Origin of the sequence: Psychrobacter sp. NZS113 (genome assembly GCF_015864825.1) — a bacterium.
Taxonomy (GTDB): domain Bacteria; phylum Pseudomonadota; class Gammaproteobacteria; order Pseudomonadales; family Moraxellaceae; genus Psychrobacter.
Genome location: NZ_JADYWL010000007.1, coordinates 71965 through 90858 on the forward strand (window position 1 = coordinate 71965; position 18894 = coordinate 90858).

Annotated in this window: 16 protein-coding genes; 2 read left to right on the forward strand and 14 right to left on the reverse strand. The window is 42.2% G+C overall.

All coding sequences use genetic code 11. From position 1 onward, the window contains the following. Positions 1 to 479: 479 nt before the first annotated feature. Both uvrC and I6E61_RS11360 read right to left on the reverse strand, forming a co-directional pair. Positions 480 to 2324, reverse strand: a complete 1845-nt coding sequence (gene uvrC, locus I6E61_RS11355; protein ID WP_197134964.1) for an excinuclease ABC subunit UvrC — start codon at positions 2322 to 2324, stop codon at positions 480 to 482. A 153-nt stretch (positions 2325 to 2477) separates the two neighbouring features. After that, positions 2478 to 4004 (reverse strand): DUF3360 family protein, encoded by a 1527-nt coding sequence (locus I6E61_RS11360; protein ID WP_197134860.1) that lies wholly within the window; start codon positions 4002 to 4004, stop codon positions 2478 to 2480. 515 nt (positions 4005 to 4519) lie between these two features. Between I6E61_RS11360 and I6E61_RS11365 the strand changes: the two genes are divergently transcribed. Further along, positions 4520 to 5083: a DUF4442 domain-containing protein gene (locus tag I6E61_RS11365; RefSeq protein ID WP_197134863.1), complete on the forward strand. Its 564-nt coding sequence runs from the start codon at positions 4520 to 4522 to the stop codon at positions 5081 to 5083. A gap of 218 nt (positions 5084 to 5301) precedes the next feature. On the opposite strand, the gene rplS is transcribed toward I6E61_RS11365, so the two are convergent. From rplS to rpsP, 4 genes are all read right to left on the reverse strand, one after another. After that, positions 5302 to 5694: a 50S ribosomal protein L19 gene (rplS, locus tag I6E61_RS11370; protein ID WP_194197924.1), complete on the reverse strand. Its 393-nt coding sequence runs from the start codon at positions 5692 to 5694 to the stop codon at positions 5302 to 5304. Between the two features lie 212 nt (positions 5695 to 5906). Then, a complete protein-coding gene (trmD, locus tag I6E61_RS11375) occupies positions 5907 to 6680 on the reverse strand; it encodes a tRNA (guanosine(37)-N1)-methyltransferase TrmD (protein WP_197134866.1) in 774 nt (257 codons plus the stop codon). 103 nt (positions 6681 to 6783) lie between these two features. Further along, on the reverse strand, positions 6784 to 7317 hold the full coding sequence (gene rimM / locus I6E61_RS11380; protein WP_197134870.1) for a ribosome maturation factor RimM: 534 nt from the start codon (positions 7315 to 7317) through the stop codon (positions 6784 to 6786). Between the two features lie 188 nt (positions 7318 to 7505). Next, positions 7506 to 7775, reverse strand: a complete 270-nt coding sequence (rpsP, locus tag I6E61_RS11385; RefSeq protein WP_194197922.1) for a 30S ribosomal protein S16 — start codon at positions 7773 to 7775, stop codon at positions 7506 to 7508. 619 nt (positions 7776 to 8394) lie between these two features. Between rpsP and I6E61_RS11390 the strand changes: the two genes are divergently transcribed. After that, complete coding sequence (locus tag I6E61_RS11390) at positions 8395 to 9873, forward strand: ATP-binding protein (protein WP_197134873.1); 1479 nt, start codon at positions 8395 to 8397, stop codon at positions 9871 to 9873. A gap of 56 nt (positions 9874 to 9929) precedes the next feature. Here the strand turns inward: I6E61_RS11390 and I6E61_RS11395 are convergent, their stop codons facing one another. From I6E61_RS11395 to I6E61_RS11430, 8 genes are all read right to left on the reverse strand, one after another. Next, positions 9930 to 10109 carry a hypothetical protein gene (locus tag I6E61_RS11395; protein ID WP_197134876.1) on the reverse strand — a complete coding sequence of 60 codons (180 nt, stop codon included), beginning with the start codon at positions 10107 to 10109 and terminating at the stop codon, positions 9930 to 9932. A gap of 177 nt (positions 10110 to 10286) precedes the next feature. Then, on the reverse strand, positions 10287 to 11975 hold the full coding sequence (locus I6E61_RS11400) for an ATP-binding protein (protein WP_197134879.1): 1689 nt from the start codon (positions 11973 to 11975) through the stop codon (positions 10287 to 10289). A 310-nt stretch (positions 11976 to 12285) separates the two neighbouring features. After that, positions 12286 to 13002: a response regulator gene (locus tag I6E61_RS11405; RefSeq protein ID WP_021812806.1), complete on the reverse strand. Its 717-nt coding sequence runs from the start codon at positions 13000 to 13002 to the stop codon at positions 12286 to 12288. 538 nt (positions 13003 to 13540) lie between these two features. Beyond that, positions 13541 to 13957, reverse strand: a complete 417-nt coding sequence (locus tag I6E61_RS11410) for a F0F1 ATP synthase subunit epsilon (RefSeq protein WP_021812807.1) — start codon at positions 13955 to 13957, stop codon at positions 13541 to 13543. Between the two features lie 105 nt (positions 13958 to 14062). Further along, positions 14063 to 15496 carry a F0F1 ATP synthase subunit beta gene (atpD, locus tag I6E61_RS11415; RefSeq protein ID WP_197134882.1) on the reverse strand — a complete coding sequence of 478 codons (1434 nt, stop codon included), beginning with the start codon at positions 15494 to 15496 and terminating at the stop codon, positions 14063 to 14065. 38 nt (positions 15497 to 15534) lie between these two features. Next, a complete protein-coding gene (gene atpG / locus I6E61_RS11420; RefSeq protein ID WP_194197917.1) occupies positions 15535 to 16416 on the reverse strand; it encodes a F0F1 ATP synthase subunit gamma in 882 nt (293 codons plus the stop codon). Positions 16417 to 16632: 216 nt separating this feature from the next. Beyond that, complete coding sequence (gene atpA, locus I6E61_RS11425; RefSeq protein ID WP_197134884.1) at positions 16633 to 18177, reverse strand: F0F1 ATP synthase subunit alpha; 1545 nt, start codon at positions 18175 to 18177, stop codon at positions 16633 to 16635. A 93-nt stretch (positions 18178 to 18270) separates the two neighbouring features. Then, entirely contained in the window at positions 18271 to 18894 is a 624-nt protein-coding gene (locus I6E61_RS11430) for a F0F1 ATP synthase subunit delta (RefSeq protein ID WP_110923629.1), read from the reverse strand.

Sequence of the window (18894 nt, forward strand, 5' to 3'; positions counted from 1 at the left end):
CCATTTAGTGTGGCCATTTGTCATTTATAAACTATTACTAAGGAGAAACCAAATATGCAAAATTAAAAAAGCCCAGCAAAATTAATTGCTGAGCTTAAAAAACTTTTAGATACGACAACTGTGGAGCTAGGCTCCCTTGTTAGCATACTAATAAATTTTATTTACCTTGGACGGTTCATATATTTTATAGTAAATGCTAATAAGTGTCTACGTCTAGTCTCCATGGTTATGAATTCCTAATCATAATTGTGGAGGTCACTAATGGCTATTCAATGCGGTTATCCTAAAGCTGTGCATGTTCGTTGGTATTTACGCTATCGATTTAATCGTTGGGAGCGCGTTTGCGAACACTGCCGTAGCTATCCAAACCAGCAGCTAAGTTTTGATTTTTAGAGATTAGAGGTTTTAATCTGCTAAATATTACTAACGTTAAAACGACAACAGATTTGGTTCTGTTGTCGTTTTTTTAATATGTACAGCTACTCATGCAACACTTTATAGACGGTTTTTGCTAGTACTGGCCCAATACCTTGCACCCCTGACAACTCTTGCTGAGACGCACCAAGCAATTGCTGCATACCACCAAAGTGATTGAGCAAGTCACGACGGCGCTTTTCGCCCAGTCCTGGTATCACTTCTAGTACTGACGACGAACGACGCTTATCACGCTTTTTACGGTGCGCTGTAATCGCAAAACGATGTGCCTCATCTCGGATATGCATCAATAAATGCAGCGCTTTACTATCCATCGGTAGATCTAATGGCTCATGATCGATAAAGTGCAATACTTCAAGCCCAGCCTTACGCCCTTCTCCTTTTGCTACACTAATAAGCAAAGTATCACCAAGAATACCCAACTCAGTCAATACTTCTTTAGCAATACCAAGCTGACCTTTACCGCCATCAATAAGCAATAAATCCGGCAACGGTTGCTTTTTATAACGCCGTGTCAGCACTTGTTTCATCGCTGCATAATCATCACCGCCTACGATGTCATGGATTGCATACTGACGATAATCACGCCGACGCGAGCCACCTTGGTCAAATACCACGCAACTACCAATGGTCGCTTCACCCATCGTATGTGAGATATCAAAACACTCAATCCGATCAATAGTTCGATCGGTGACATCCGCCAATACATCTTTTAATGCCCCAAAGCGTGCATGCAATTCTAAATAATCGCCGAGCTTAGTTTTTAGCGCGTTATTGGTATTCAGTTTTGCCAAATCCAACCACTCTGCACGATGTTCACGTACATTAGTTTTGATGACGACTTTGCTACCAAAGTGCGTGGCTAAGGCTTCGCTCACCGCCACCTGATCTGGCAACTCATGAGTTAGCATAATTTCTGCTGGCAAATCATCAGTGACTTGAAAATAGAAAGAGGTAATAAAAGCAGACAAATTATCCGCGAGCGATTCGCTGCTGTCGACATCCGGGAAATAGTTCTTACCACCCAGTACCCGCCCGCCGCGGACAGTCAGTACGTTGACACATGTCATGCCTGCCTGACTGGCAATAGCAATCACATCCGCCTCACCTTGTACGGTATAGACAGCTTGCTTGGCCTGCACTTCACGCAGCATAGAAAGCTGATCGCGATAAAATACTGCTTTTTCAAAATCTAACTCTTCAGCTGATGCTTCCATTTTTTCAATCAGAGTCGTATGAATATCACCAGAGTCACCCTTTAAAAAACGAATGGTATTGTTAACGTCCTCTGCATACTCTTCTGCTGATACCAGACCCACGCAAGGCGCACGGCAACGCTTAATCTGATACTCAAGACAAGGGCGCTTACGTTGATTAAAGAAAGTATTGGTACATTGGCGCATTTGAAACATTTTCTGCATCAGCACCAACGTCTCTTTTGCCGCATGAGCAGAGGGAAACGGCCCAAAGAATCGACCTTTTTGATGATTACCTTTGCCGCGACCATACGCCAATCTCGGATAGGGCTTGTCAGCTGAGATAAACACATAGAGGTAAGACTTATCATCACGCAATAGCACATTATAGGGCGGACGATATTCTTTAATTAGGTTTTGCTCAAGCAGTAGTGCTTCAGTCTCACTACGCGTGATAATGGTTTCGATATCATGGATACGCGCCACTAATGCTCGTGTCTTTGGATGATCGATCGTCTTTGCAAAGTAGCTGTTTACACGGCTTTTAAGTGATTTAGCTTTACCAACGTATAAAATATCACCGTTTTTCCCCAGCATCTTATACACGCCTGGCAAATTTGGTAGGCGCTGAATTAGATGCTTAAGACGGGCTTTTTTATCGTCGATAGGGCTTGATTCTGAGACATTAACCATAGAATTCATTGCTCTTAAAAGTCTTATAATACTGCTAGTTATGGGGCGGGAGTCATTGTTTTACAAGCCAATTATTATCATAGCATCATCCATAAAAAAGCCAGCTTTCGCTGACTTAGTTTGTTCTATTATCGTTTATTCAGCAACATACTACTAATGACGGAAGTTAGCCATTAAAGCTGGGATACCCGGCAGCATACCAACGATAGCCATCACACCAGTCAATACGACAAACATAATACCCGGTATGATCCAGCGGCTCATCTTAGTCAAATTAGCGCTACGTTCTTTAGAGCCAATCAAGCCCAAGTTATCGAGCAACAACGTGAGTGACCAACCGAATGCCGGATTTACCAATGCAGAAGCAAACACCACAATAGCGGCAGACTGCGTGGTTTTACCTTCGCGCGTCATCTCCATGCCAGCTTCAAGAAGCGGGATAAACACCCCAACGATCAATGCCACACACATCACTGGCTGCCAGATAGCCAAATCCATCGGATAGCCCCAAACCCCTGCGATAATACAGAACAATGCCGTCAGTAAAGCACCGGCAGGAATCGGACGTTTGGCAATCGCCGCTGGGACAATATAAGTGCCCCATGATGATGCAAAGTTAGCACCACCCAATACAGAGCCTACTACCTGACGAAACGAAGCGCTGGTCATGGTGTCATCGATATCCATGAGTACCTTTTCAGTACGTTTAGGATAGCTGATTTTTTGAAAGACCTGATGACCTAAAAAATCTGGTGACCACATCGCAACTGCCAAAATAGCAAATGGCAGTACGACAATAAAGCTTTCAACCGTCGGTAATCCTAGCATCCAACCGGTATTCTCACCCCACCAATACATCGGGTTCATATTCGGCAAGCCTGGTGCCGTTTTAAACTCAAAGGGCGCGCCCAATGCAAAGGCGAGACCACCACCTAAGACACAGCTGAGCGGTACCGCAAGCCAACGTTTTTGCCAATGTTCAAGTAATGCATATAGCAGGATAGTTGCCAAAATAATAAAAAAGGCAACATGCGACATGCCAATACCTTCTGCCCAAGCAAAAAGGTTTTTGACCTGCGAGGTGGTACCGATAAACCCTAAGTAAATCAAGAGGCCACCGCACACACCTTTACTGGTCAGATTTGCTAGCAGACTGCCCCCTTTACTGATTGCCAATAGCAAGCCAAAGGCACCGATGAGCAGACCAAACGCCATTGGGTGACCACCAGCGGCCACTACAATAGGAATAAGCGGAATGAGGGGGCCGTGAGTACCTGCAAGGTTGGCTGTCGGCAGTAAAAAACCTGAAAACAAGATAATAAAAAATGAAACAATTAATAGCTCATAACGAACGTTTTCTAAAACAAACGCATCGCCCAAACCAAGTGGACCTGCAAATGTTGCAGCAATCGCACCTACCATAACCACTTTACCAATCGTCGCCGCCATTGCAGGAATAGTATCTTCATACTCAAAGCGATAGTCACGAAACGGTAAATTGGGACGCCAGCGTTTGGGCTGCATGATTTGCAATTCATGATTGAGATAATCATCACGACTCTCAAAACTCGAACTTGGTTTGTGCAACTCAATATAGCTACCTGATGACTCTGTGTCGTAATCGGACGGGTTTGACGGTTGTTGATTAGACCCTGAAGAAGGGATCTGAGAGTTACTCATCACATTTCCTTGTGTCGACTGAGACTTTGATTAACTGATAATTTAATAGTGAAACTTTATATGACTAAAGCGTTCATTAAAAATTGCAAGCCATTGTATGACATGAGAACTCGAAATGCGAACTTAGAACCACTTAAAAACACCATGCATAATTATAATATATAAATTAAAGTTTCTATTTAATACGAAATTTAGCTCAATAGAAAACCATAAGGAAAAAGTGTACTTAATATAGGCTTTAAATTGAAATAAATGACCCTTTTCTTAATAATCATCTATATCTAGACATTTGTTATCATATAACTAAATATCAAAGATAGTTATAATAAATAGCTTATTATAACTTTGAGGTAACTATAGAAAATCCATCTCAGTTACGCTTTAAAGCTAGCGGTCTTGGTATTTTTTACTTATGATAAATACCCCCTAATGATTATGCTCAATATAGATATCTTTCAAATAACAGCTGTATCAAAATAAATAGAAAAACTTAAAAGCAATAACAGGATAAGTTCATGCGTTTACTACCATCCAATTTTGAGACCTTAAAACGTCGAGCTAAACAAAGCATTATGCCATTACTGACACCGCATTTACTCAAGCTGCGCATCAACACCTACGCGCCTTATGTCGGTGCAGGTATCAAAATCGACCATATAAGTCTGGATCAAGGTCTGTGCGTCGTCAGCATGGGGCTTAATGCTTTGAACAAAAATATCGTCGGTACTCAGTTTGGTGGTAGTTTATATTCAATGGTTGATCCATTTTATATGATTATGCTCATGCACCAGTTAGGTAGTAGCTATGTTGTGTGGGACAAAAGCTCACATATCGATTTTGTTGCGCCGGGCTATAGCAAAGTTACCGCACGCATGAAGATTGCCAGCTCTGAAATCATTACCATTCAAGAAATGGCAAAAGATGGTGATGCTGTCTTTCGTGAATATAAAGTCGATATAGTCGATGAGCAGCAAAAAGTTATTGCGGTCGTCACAAAGACGATATATATCCGACTGCGTAAGTACAGCAAATCTAAAGACCAAAGCAGCCGTATAGATAATTTTGATGACGAAGATTAGAGCGTACTGAACATGTCATACCTAACCCAAATTTAAAACCCCACATACAAAAACCCCAACCTAGCTTTCGCATAGATTGGGGTTCCGTCTTTTTTGGTATGGCCCGCTTATTTATATGATAAACCTATGAATAAGGGCTTGTATCTACTTTTGCGTAGTTGCCTTGCCACTTCATTAGCAGCTCAGCAACCGTAGCAAGTTTGAGCAGTTGCTCAAACTTATGCTTTAGCGGCAGCTTTCTTTGGAGCAGTTGCACGCGGAGCAAGTTTTTCGCGGATACGTGCTGATTTACCAGAACGCTCACGTAAGTAGTACAATTTCGCACGGCGAACAGCACCACGGCGTTTAACTTCAATGCTTTCAATGATTGGTGAATGCAATTGGAATGCACGCTCAACACCAACACCGCTTGAGATTTTACGTACGGTAAACGCTGAGTTTAGACCGCGGTTACGCTTAGCAATTACAATGCCTTCAAAAGCCTGTAAACGCTCACGCTCACCTTCACGTACTTTCACTTGAACCACAACGGTATCGCCGGGTGCGAAGCTTGGGCGCTCAATCAATTGAGCATTTTCGATGACCTGAACTAATGGATGCTTGTTGCTCATGAGAGTTATCTCCTCACATTAGATAATAGAGGCTTAACGCATATCACCTGTTTGTAATAATTAATCGCGTCTCTTTATAGTGAGACACAACGTAAATGGGTTATAACCAACGGCCACTATGCTATGACCTGTTTTATTATTGCTCAAAATTTTGTTTCTTAACTGTTTATCGAATCTGTAACTTATAAGATAGTTTTTTATCGAAACTAACCTTATAAAGTCTTATTTTTCTCTGCTTTTGCCAATGCTTTTAACCACTTTGCTTGCTCTACCGTTGGTGTAAACGCTTGCCACAAGTCTGGACGACGCGCTTGCGTGCGACTGACTTGCTGACTAAAGCGCCACTTAGCGATATTGGCATGGTGACCTGACAGTAAAACCTCAGGAACCGCCATACCAGCAAAATCATGTGGCTTAGTATAATGTGGACAATCAAGCAATCCATCGACGAAGGAGTCTTGCTCAGCTGACTTGTCATCACCCATAATGTCAGGCAGACGACGTATCACACTATCCATTAGCACCATTGCTGGTAGCTCACCACCAGTCAAGACATAATCACCTAGTGACACTTCCATATCGACATATTGTGACAGTAAGCGCTCATCAATACCTTCATAACGACCGCATAATAAAATCATGCCATCGTAATCAGTCATACTGACCACACTACTCTCACTGAGCGTCTGCCCTTGTGGCGACATATAAACCACCGGACAGTGCTCACTATCGACACGGCAGCCATGTTGACTGGCCCGTAAGCGCGCATCCTCAATAGCTTTTGACAATGGCTCAGCCATCATCAGCATTCCAGGACCGCCACCATACGGGCGTTCATCAATACGGCGATAGTTATCAGTGGTATAATCACGTGGATTAATGCATTCTATCGTCACTTGCTCCTGAGTGACTGCCCGCCCCGTGATACCAAAATCACGAATCGTGGCAAACATCTCAGGAAAAATACTAATAACGGCAAAATACATCTGATGTCTACTTGGCGTAGTGGTTAATAATGGTTAAATGAATCGGTACAATTATCGATGACACTTAACAATAAAGCCGAAACTTATATCGTTAAAGCTGATATCAATAATCACTTGGCCAAGACACAAGCACTGTTTTGTCAGTCATATTGACCTTCATTACCGTTTGCTTATGCCATGGAATCAGGCGCTCTTCATTATCCAAACTGTCTGAGTTTGCCGTTACACGCATGATGTCATGGGCACCGGTCTCAAACATTTCAGTGATATTGCCTAGATATTCATCTTGCTCGTTCATCACGCGCAAGCTGACCAAATCCGACCAATAATATTCGTCTTCAGCTGTCTCAGGCAAAACGTTTTGTTCGACCCAAACGGTAACACCGTTCATGGTCTCAGCAACATTACGATCAGGAACTTGCTCAAATTGAGCCACGATTCCTGTTCCTTGCTCACGCCAAGCTTTAACAGTCAAAGGTTTCATGCCTGTGGCAGTTTTCATCCACCACGGATGCATGTCAAATATTGCCGTACGATCATCTGTATCGCTAAAGACCCAAAGCCAGCCTTTAATACCATAAGGCTTTTTCAGCTGACCAATTTTCATAAGGGCACTAGCGTTTGGAACTGATGACATAACGGCTAACCTAACGATGATTAAAACAGAAATTATAATTACATTTCAATCAAAAGCGATAAACGCAATCAAAATCAATAAACAGTTAATGGCGCACCCTGGTTAGACCAGTTACGCTATATTTGCTAAAGTCTACTGAGATATGCTCATGATCTTGCTATCAGCATCTCAGTAATAGTAACGAAAACTTAAGCAGTTGCTTCAGTTTGTGCTACAGACTTGTTGTAAGCTTTTGCTAATGAAGCAACGCGATCTGAAGGTTGTGCACCTTTTGCGACCCACGCATTGTACGCTTCCATGTTTAGGCGTACTGCTTCTTCTGAATCTTTAGCGAGTGGGTTAAAAAAGCCGATGTTTTCAATATAGCGACCGTCACGCGCGCGGCGTTGATCAGCAACAACTACTTGATAAAATGGGCGTTTCTTGGCACCGCCCCGTGCTAAACGAATAACAACCATGTGAATTCTCTCTTTCGCAGGTATACCAAAAAGGGCATAATTATATCACAGTCTTTATTTATTGAAAACATAAACTGTGCTTATTTAATTATTTATTAACAATAGCTTAAATACACATCGATGTAAAACATAATTACTCATAACCTTTTATTTTCAATCAGTAATTTGACTGTCTTCAGCATATGGAATGGCTAAAAGACAAGGTCACTTTATCCCGATTCTCACACGCATTTTAGAAGGCCATATGGTTAGGTTATCGAGTAAAAGCGACGTCGGTACCTTTCAGTGATTATGCTATAGTCGAATTGAAATAATTTCGATACAAGGAAACCGAGTGCAAGTTATACATTAGTATGCTTAGCAAGGATGAAGATGTAGCGGATTTATATGAATTTGACTGTATTCTATGATATGTCTAACTACCTAATATGCGAGTTACTCAGTATACGTATCAAGCCATGTATACTGACCAAGATAAATGTACTTACCAAGTTCGATACCGTCACCTAGTTGATAATAACCAAGTCTAAAAAGCAGAGTTCATCCTATAAGCAGTATAATAACGGTTTGGCTCAATAGTCGATTTAATAAAATACCTCTCTCAACATGTTGGATTCATATGACCACCTCACACCCAAAACCACGTCGTAAAGGTTGGCTGCCACGCTCCTACTCCAACACTTGGCTGACAACCTTGATGGTCTCCTTTATTGTCCTTATCAGTGTTGGCTTGTCGATTTTATTTTTTTGGCGAAGCTTGTATTTACCAGAGTTAAAAAACCACGCTCGCTATTTGACAAGCGAGCTACAGCTGATGAACAGTGTCAATCAAGACTGGAAAGACCGCCCTGAGGTACGCCGGTGGATTTATCAGCATTCTCATGTGGTGTTGGTGAATAATCCGAATGACTTTCCAGAAGTGTCTGATAAAGCATTTGTTGGGGTCTTTACCGATGTGTTGCAACGCGAAATCGGTGCGCAGTTAGGTCGGCCTGTTGAGGTGTATTTCAAGTTCAAACCGACACCGCAGCTTTGGATACAAGACAGTCAAGACGACAGTTTTTGGATACGCGAACCAGTGGTTTATTATTCACAGTACAGTCCAGGATTGTTGGTACTATTCCTTATTGGATTGCCCATTTTATCGCTGCTGACTATTATCTTACTGGCACGACAATTGAACCGCCCATTACGATATTTACAGCGTGCTGCAACCAATTATATTCGTCTTGGTCACGCAACTACTTTACCAACGCAAAAGGGTCCTACAGAGATACGCCAAGTCAATATGGCATTCAACCGTCTATTTACGACATTAAACCAAGCGCAAAAAGAACGCACAATTATGCTTGCTGGTATCTCACATGATCTGCGTACACCTTTGACTCGTATGCGTTTGACGGCAGAAATGCTACCAGACGACTTCTTTCGAGAAGGACTGATTTACGACATCGAAGACATGGATGCGATTTTAGAGCAATTCATATCATTTATGAAAGACGGTTCCGATGAGCCAGTACGACTAACCAATTTGGATACTATTTTTAATGAAATCATGGTGCAGTTTGCACCGATGGAGTTTATTTATCAGTCCGAGTGCCACAAAGTAGTCCCGGTACGTCCAATGTCCATCAAGCGCCTCGTCATAAATCTGGTAAATAATTCCAAGCGCTATGGTAAGGGACCTATTTATCTATCAGCGACTGTTGTGCCAACATTTATAGAGACAGTAGAGGATGAAGATAGCGATGTAATCAGTGAAAACGTCGTCAATAAGGAAGCCCAAGAGCAGTTGTTGATATGTGTACGCGACTGTGGTGACGGTGTTGCAGAGGATCAATTAGAACGTATCATGCAGCCTTTTGAACGGGGGGAGACAGCACGTACCACACAAGGTAGTGGTTTAGGTTTGGCTATCGTAGATCGTATTGCAAGATTGCATCATGGCACAGTAGAAGCTATTAACCATCCCGAAGGCGGTCTACAGGTTTGTGTACGTATACCTTTGCTTTCTAAAGTTGCTGGAGATAAAACTGTAGCAGCTGATACTGAAGAGTTCTCTGGCTCTGATAACAACCTATTGAATAAAAATGACTAGACTAAACCTGACTAGAGCTAGAAATTTTTTCATTGCAATTTTTGCATGAATAAAAACTAGTCTCTAGTTCCGATGACAGGAGGAATATACTGGGCGCTATTGGTAAACTCTAATGGCTGAACAATACTTTCTTGCGCTGCTTTTAACGTTTGAGTAGTCGAGGGCTGCTGTAAGAACAAGTAATACCCTAGCGTTATCGCGTTTAAAACCACCAAACCACCAAATAAATATGGCATCCTTTGCCCTCCTCTACTTTCAAAAAATCTACTTTTAAAACCATTATTGGTACTGCAGTACTGCTGATGATTACAGCTAAAAAATGAGTAGACTGGTAGTAATTTATAGCCTATTAGTTAATATCATAACTACTCTTTAAAAGTAGCTATAACATCATATGCTGCCTTTATTTATCATCACTTATCATCGAAACCACGCTCACTTTTCTCTTGCGTTAACTCGTCAGCAGCCAGAATTTGTGTCAGTGGTTTAATCGGCCATGTCATGACAAATCGGGCACCGCCAAGTGGCTCGCTCTCATCGACTTTCATACTACCATTAAACCAAAAAGCAATACGCGATACAATAGATAGGCCCAGACCGTAGCCACCTGATGCCCGCGTACGACTATCATCTAAGCGTGAAAATGGAATGAATACTTTCTCACGATCTGCCTCTGGAATACCATGACCATCATCTTCAACACTAACAAAAGCATTACCTCTTTTGACACCTGCACTAATGACAATCGTGGTCTCTGCATAGCGTAATGCATTGCCTGCAAGGTTTTGAATCACACGATGGAGATAGCGTCGATCTGCAATGGCGGTTACTTTAGCATTTGGTAGTTTAGTCACTATCTTAATTGGCTTACCTAGTGCATTGGTCTCTCGTTCGATCTGCTCAAGCAACTCTCTAAGATTGACTGGTTCCAAATCTAGTTTTGGCGATCCTTCTTCAAGCTTAGCATAGGTCAAAATCTCATCAATCAAACCATTAAGCGCTTCAATATCTTCATCGATATAGTCGCGCTGCATAAAGCGTGAGTCTTCGTCATCAGTATCAGCAAGCATATCGACAGCAAAGCGAATACGAGCCACAGGCGTACGTAACTCATGTGACACCGCACGCGTCAGCTCTCGTTGCGACTCAATCAAACGTTTGATATGTGAGGTCATCGCATTAAAGGTCGCTGCTAAACGGGCAATTTCATCTTGCCCAATTACTTGTACCTGACTTTCAAGGTTACCTTTACTAACTTCATTGACACCGACTTGGATCAACTGCAGTTTGCGTTCAAGTGGGAAAATCAGTGCATATACACCCAAGCTGATCAAAAACATGCTAATAAGAATCATACTTATAATTAAATTGAGCGGGAACCAGTTAAATAAAGGTACTGGACCGATCAAAATTGCCATGTCATTGATTTCGGAAGGTACGACTATCTGGATAGCTGAGTTACTTTTACTGCTGTTGGTATCCTGTAGTGAGATAACAACCTCATCACGGCGTAAACGCCCCATCTGATCCGTATCTAAATTCAGCGTGTTGACTGCTTTGAATTCTAATGGGAATGAAAATTTCTCTTCTAACTGAGCCAAGCGTGCACGCTTATCAGGCAGTGTCACGTGATAGGACAAATCATCTAATAAGAGCACGGCTATTGCACGTACTTGCTGTTCAGTAACCTGCGTGACCCTAGCCGTTAGGACATTTTGATTGTCAGGTAAACGATAATAGACGTCAGCGTGCACAGGCTGAGTAACATATCGGACCACTGTATTACCATTTTCAAAACGTCGCAATTCGCTGGCATTAAAGTCCACGTCAGTAATAGGCACAATACTGAATTTTGAGCCAAACAAACTACTCGCATCAGACAGCCAATACTCACGCTGCTCCTCACTCTCCTGATGCGAAATGCCTTCGCTCACCAGATGAAAGGCACCCGTAGCCATATTTTCACGATAGGACTGTACACGTTCTTTATTGATTGTATCCATCAATAACTGAGCAAATAGCGCCACACATAAGCAGACTATGAGTAGTCCAGCATAGATACGAACAAAAATACTGTGTTTTAAAGAAGAGACTAATGACATACGTGCCGTGACCAACTTGATGAATAAAAATTGCTGATATCATGCAGCATAGAAGTGCTATGTAACAAATAATATCAAACACTATGGAGTGAAAATTATCCTAGCTATTATGTTTTTTATGTTGAGCCAACACCTAAAACACGCTGTACCACGTGTATGGTCTCAGTCACTACAATAATTGTTTAATTAAACCACATAACACTATGATTAAGTTTAAAAATTCGGTTTTAGCCATAAAAAAACCAGCATAGTTGCTGGTTTTTTATATGACGACTATCAATAGTAAATAATTACTTCAAAATAATGAGAATTAGTTACCTTCTTTCACGAATAAATAACCTTTGCTGCGTACGGTTTTGATACGTTTAGGGTTTTCTGGATCATCACCAATCTTTGGACGAATACGTGAGATACGTACGTCAATTGAACGATCTTGCCCATCATACTCAATACCGCGTAGACGCTCAAAAATATCTTCACGAGATAAAATACGACCAGCATTAGAAGCCAACAACCATAAAAGATCATATTCAGCACTGGTGAAATCAACCAGTTCATCACCTAAATTCACTGAACGACCACCATTATCGATGACTAACTCACCAAATTCTAAACGCTGTGGCACATCTTCTGATGGTGCATTTTCTGAACGGCGTAATAGCGCACGAATACGTGCAAGCAAGACACGTGGCTGAGCAGGTTTTGCGACATAATCATCGGCACCCATCTCAAGACCTAGTACCTGATCCATATCTTCAGTACGAGCCGTTAGCATCAGAATAGGATTTTGGTAATGCGGGCGAACTTCACGACAAACCGTTAATCCATCACTACCAGGAAGCATCACATCAAGCACAACCAAATCTGGTTGCTCATTGACGATACGGCGAATAGCACGATTACCATCTGTTTCAATCGCTACTTCTAAACCGTTTTTGACCAAGTAATCTTGGGTCAGCATGGCCAGACGCTCATCATCCTCAACAATCAAGATTCGGGGGGTGTTGTCTTCTTCATTCGTTGTCATTGTTATATCCTCTAATACATCTAATTTAAAAGTAGTAAAAGTAAGAGCGGTAAATTAATAGCACCATCACGTGGCACAATTGATGTTCGTATAGCTGTTACAAACTTGGTAGCACAGTATACTATTAAATATACAGCTTCCTATACTATAGCTTATAGTCGTTAACAAAACCTATAAACTACACCTATTAAAACGTTAGTTTACGTCCAAAAAACATGCGATTTACGCAAATAACAGCAGACAAGTTGGTTTTATCGCTCTTCGAATGCATAAATACTGGTAAGTAAACTAAACACTTGAGCCTTTTAATGGGCTTCCAATCGCTTTACTCTCACTCAAAGTTTACTCTCTACGACATATAATATAGCGACATATTGATGTTGTCGCCAGTGACTTTTTAGAAATTGTCCAATATTCGTTGATTCATATATAGTTGGTATGGTCACTCTAAAAACAGGCATAAAAAAACAGCCCATAATGGACTGTTTTTTTATCATCGAAAGACTAAGAACAAAGCCTAGCCTTTCAAACAAAGATTTTAAGCACGGTTTTTGTACTTACGGATAGTTTGTAGCTGTGCCACAGACTCTGCTAATGATGCTAAAGCTGCATTAGTCTGTACAGTATCCGATTGATTGACAAGCATTTGCTCAGCCTTTTTACGTGCTTCAACAATTTTGCTTTCATCAAGGTTATGTGCACGCATGGCTGTATCAGCCAATACGGTAACCATCTTCGGCTGTACTTCTAATACACCGCCTGATACATAGATCACTTCTTCTTCACCGTTTGGTGTTTGCACTCGCATCGCACCCGGTTTTAGCAAAGTAATAAGCGGTGTGTGACCTGGCAATACACCAATCTCGCCTTCGGTACCCGTAGCTATTAACATGCTAATTTCGCCTGAATACAACTCTTCACGAGCACTTACGACGCGACATTGTAACGTTGCCATACTTAACTCCTTACGATCAAAAACACAATCAAAACTGCGATGCGTTACTTAGTGGTAAATAGACTTATTACGGCCTATTTACCTTTTAGCAAATGCTAGCACAACTTACGCTGCAGAAGATTTCATTTTTTCTGCTTTGGCAACAACTTCATCGATGCCACCAGCCATATAGAATGCCTGCTCTGGCAAGTCATCGTATTCACCAGCGATGATTGCTTTAAAGCTAGCAATGGTATCGCGTAGTGGTACATATTTACCAGGTGCACCAGTAAAGATTTCAGCAACGTGGAATGGCTGTGATAAGAAGCGCTGAATCTTACGAGCGCGATAAACAACCAGTTTATCTTCTTCTGATAACTCATCCATACCCAAAATTGCGATGATATCTTTAAGCTCTTTATAGCGCTGTAGGATTTCCTGTACGCCACGAGCAACATTGTAATGCTCTTCGCCGATCACTTGTGGATCTAGCTGACGTGACGTTGAATCCAATGGATCAACCGCAGGATAGATACCTTGTGAAGCAATATCACGACTCAATACAACGGTTGCATCCAAATGAGCAAACGTCGTAGCAGGTGATGGATCGGTCAAATCATCCGCAGGTACATAAACAGCTTGAACTGAAGTAATAGAGCCTGACTGAGTTGACGTGATACGCTCTTGAAGCATACCCATCTCTTCAGCTAGTGTTGGCTGATAACCAACGGCTGATGGCATACGACCTAGTAGTGCTGATACTTCAGTACCGGCTAGTGTATAGCGATAGATGTTATCAACAAACAGCAATACGTCACGACCTTTGCCAGTAGCAGGATCTTTCGTATCACGGAAGTACTCAGCCATGGTCAAACCAGACAGTGCAACACGTAAACGGTTACCCGGTGGCTCATTCATCTGGCCATATACCATTGCTACTTTAGATTTACTAAAGTCTTCAGTGTTTACAACGCCAGCTTCTTGCATTTCGTGATAGAAATCATTACCTTCACGAGTACGCTCACCAACACCAGCAAATACTGACAAGCCTTCATGCTTAAGCGCGATGTTGTTGATCAATTCCATCATGTTGACGGTTTTACCAACACCAGCACCACCAAACAGACCAACTTTACCACCTTTTGCAAACGGGCAAAGTAAATCAATAACCTTGATACCTGTTTCTAACAGTTCAGTACTGTTTGACTGCTCTGCATAGCTTGGGGCTTCACGGTGGATAGACCATCTTTCATCAGCAGCAACAGGACCTTCTTCATCGATAGGACGACCAAGAACATCCATGATGCGACCTAGTGTACCAATACCGACAGGTACAGAAATAGGTGCACCAGTGTTGGTAACTGGTAGGTTACGCTTTAGGCCTTCAGTTGAACCCATTGCGATAGTACGTACGATGCCATCACCTAGCTGTTGCTGTACTTCTAGGGTGGTTTCGGTACCGTCTACTTGCAAGGCATCAAAAATTTTAGGAACTTCGTTACGGTTGAACTCAACGTCAAGAACCGCGCCAATAATCTGTACAATACGACCGCTACTCATTGCGTTCTCCTTGAACTTCTATATATAGGTGTAGTCAATTATGAAACAGCAGCAGCACCGCCAACGATTTCCGAGATTTCTCGAGTAATCGCCGCTTGACGCAGCTTGTTATAAACCAACTGTAAATCGTTAATAAGGTCACCAGCATTATCTGTAGCCGCTTTCATCGCAACCATACGTGACGACTGTTCAGAGGCAATGTTTTCCATTACCGCTTGATAAACAATCGACTCAATATAACGGCCAAGCAATTCATCAATCAAAGTCTTGATGTCAGGCTCGTAGATATAATCCCAACTAAGTTCAGTCTGCATGCCGCTGTCTTCATCAATAAGCGATCCCTCTGGAAGAGGTACTAACTGAGTGACTGTCGGCTTTTGAGTCATGGCATTGATAAACTGGTTATATACCACGTAGATACGGTCTAAATTACCGTTACTATAGTCCTCAAGCATCGCCTGAACAGGTGCATTTAATTGCTCAAACGTTGGCTTATCACCATAATCGGTCACGGCCGAGGTAACTTTACCACCAAAGTTTTTGAAAAAACTCACACCTTTAGCGCCAATGGCTGCAAACTCAGTCTGTACAGACTGGTCTTGGTATTGCTGGATACTTTTAGTTAAAGCTTTAAATAGGTTGACGTTCAAACCACCCGCTAGACCGCGGTCAGAGGTAATGACGATATAGCCAACCTTATTGACAGGGCGCGATACCATGTACGGATGTTTGTAGTCTGATGAAGCATGCACCAAATGTGAGATAACCCGGCGCATACTATCAGCATACGGGCGACCCACTTCCATGCGCTCTTGTGCACGGCGCATTTTACTTGCCGCAACCATTTGCATCGCGCGAGTAATTTTTTGGGTGCTTTTAATACTGGTGACTTTGGCACGTATCTCTTTTAAGCTTGCCATAATGATTCCAATATAAGAGGGTTAAAAAGCATTGGCGCAAGCGACAATCATTTAATATACAACATTAATCTGACAGAGTAATATTTTATATCTTGTGCATTACGCGATCTAATACCGTTAATGGTTAAAACAGTGGCGCAAATATCTAATCAGACAACGCGCCACTTTATTAGCTATCACAGATAGCCGTAACCAAATCCGGCTTAACCCGTTAAATTAATAACTGTGATTTTGTTTAAATGTCTCTAGAGCTGACTTTAAACGACCTGCGATATCATCGTTGTAGTTCGCAGTGTCATCAATCTCACGCATCAATTCACTCTGCTCATCATGCATATAGCGTAAGTAAGCTTCTTCGAAAGAACCAATTTTTTCAACAGGCACGTCAGATAAAAATCCTTCATTCGAAGCATAGATAACTGCTGCTTGCTCAGAGATAGACATTGGCTGATACTGCTTCTGCTTCATGAGTTCGGTAACGCGCTCACCATGGTCAAGCTGTTCACGAGTCGCATCATCAAGATCTGAGGCAAACTGAGCGAATGCTGCTAGTTCACGATACTGAGCTAGTGCGGTACGGATACCACCAGATAGCTTTTTGATGATCTTAGTCTGTGCAGCACCACCAACACGAGATACCGAAATACCAGCGTTGACTGCTGGACGGAGACCTGAGGCGAATAAACTAGCCTCTAGGAAGATCTGACCATCAGTAATCGAAATCACGTTAGTCGGTACGAATGCAGAGACGTCACCAGCTTGGGTTTCGATAATTGGCAATGCAGTTAAAGAACCGGTTTTACCAACAACTTCACCATTAGTGAACTTTTCTACATAATTAGCATTTACACGTGATGCACGCTCAAGTAAACGTGAATGTAAATAGAATACGTCACCAGGATATGCTTCACGACCTGGCGGACGACGTAGCAATAGTGAAATCTGACGATAAGCAACAGCTTGCTTTGATAAATCATCAAATACAATCAGAGCATCTTCGCCGCGATCACGGAAGTATTCGCCCATCGTACAACCTGAGTACGGTGCGATATACTGTAGTGCTGCTGGCTCTGATGCTGATGCAACCACAACAGTGGTGTACTCTAATGCACCAGTTTGCTCAAGCTTACGTACAACGTTAGCAATAGTAGAACGTTTCTGTCCAATTGCCACGTAAACACACTTAATGCCAGATGATTTCTGTGCAATAATCGCATCGATAGCCATTGCGGTTTTACCCGTCTGACGGTCACCAATGATAAGCTCACGCTGACCACGACCGATTGGGATCATAGTATCAACGGCTTTGTAACCAGTCATGACTGGTTGATCTACTGACTGACGATCGATAACACCTGGGGCGATCTTTTCGACTTTGTCAGTCATTTTGGCATCGATAGGACCTTTGCCATCGATAGGATTACCCAAAGCATCAACAACACGGCCTAGCAGCTCAGGACCTACGGGTACTTCAAGAATGCGACCAGTACAATAGGCTTTTTGACCTTCTTGTAACTTTAGGAAGTCACCTAGTACTACCGCACCAACAGAATCACGCTCTAAGTTAAGCGCCATTCCATAGACTTCACCTTCAAACTCAATCATTTCGCCGTACATGGCATCTTCAAGACCATGAATCTGCACGATACCGTCAGATACTTTGACAATCGTGCCTTCATTCTTTGCAGTTGCACCCGCATCAAGGTCTTGAATACGCTGCTTAATCAGGTTACTGATTTCCGCTGGATTCAATTGTTGCATTGCCTTGTTTCCTTTAATTTATGATAACCCGCCCACTGACTTAAATGCTCTTACTATCACGCAGATATTAAATGACTGCGTTGATAAATGGCATTAGGCAGTTAGCTGTGTTTTTAACTGTTGTAACTTGCCGCGCATCGAATCATCAATGATTTTGTCACCGACTTTGATCGTAGCACCTGCCAATAGACTTGGATCAACTGATTCGTGAATCACTACACTAGCATTTAGCGAGGCAGCGAGACGTGTTTGAATCATTTGACGTTGGTCATCCGTTAATGGATAAGCAGAAGTCACATATGCGTCAAGCTGCTTTAAGCTTACTGCCTTGTGATGGCGATAATGCTCATAAACTTCAGGAAGCAGCGCCAGACGCTCTTGTTCTGCCAGCTGCTTAATAAAATTATTGAGCGCTGGTGATACTTTAGGATAGCTAATACTATTACCGTAGCGAGAACCTTTGTTCTCACCTAATAGCTGTTTAAAAGCAGAGTCGTTATCACCAGCCACTTGTGAGTCATAAAGATCAACCAAAGCAGCTGACTTATGCTCAGCCGTAACGGCTGGATTTTCTAGCCAAGTACGGAACGCTTTGTCATTGACAATTGCACCAGCGATAAACAAGAAATTTTCCCACTCGTCTACGGCCCCGTTTTCATTGGCATAGTCAAACGCGGCTCTAGCGTAGGGTCGTGCTAAGGTTGATAAGTCAGCCAT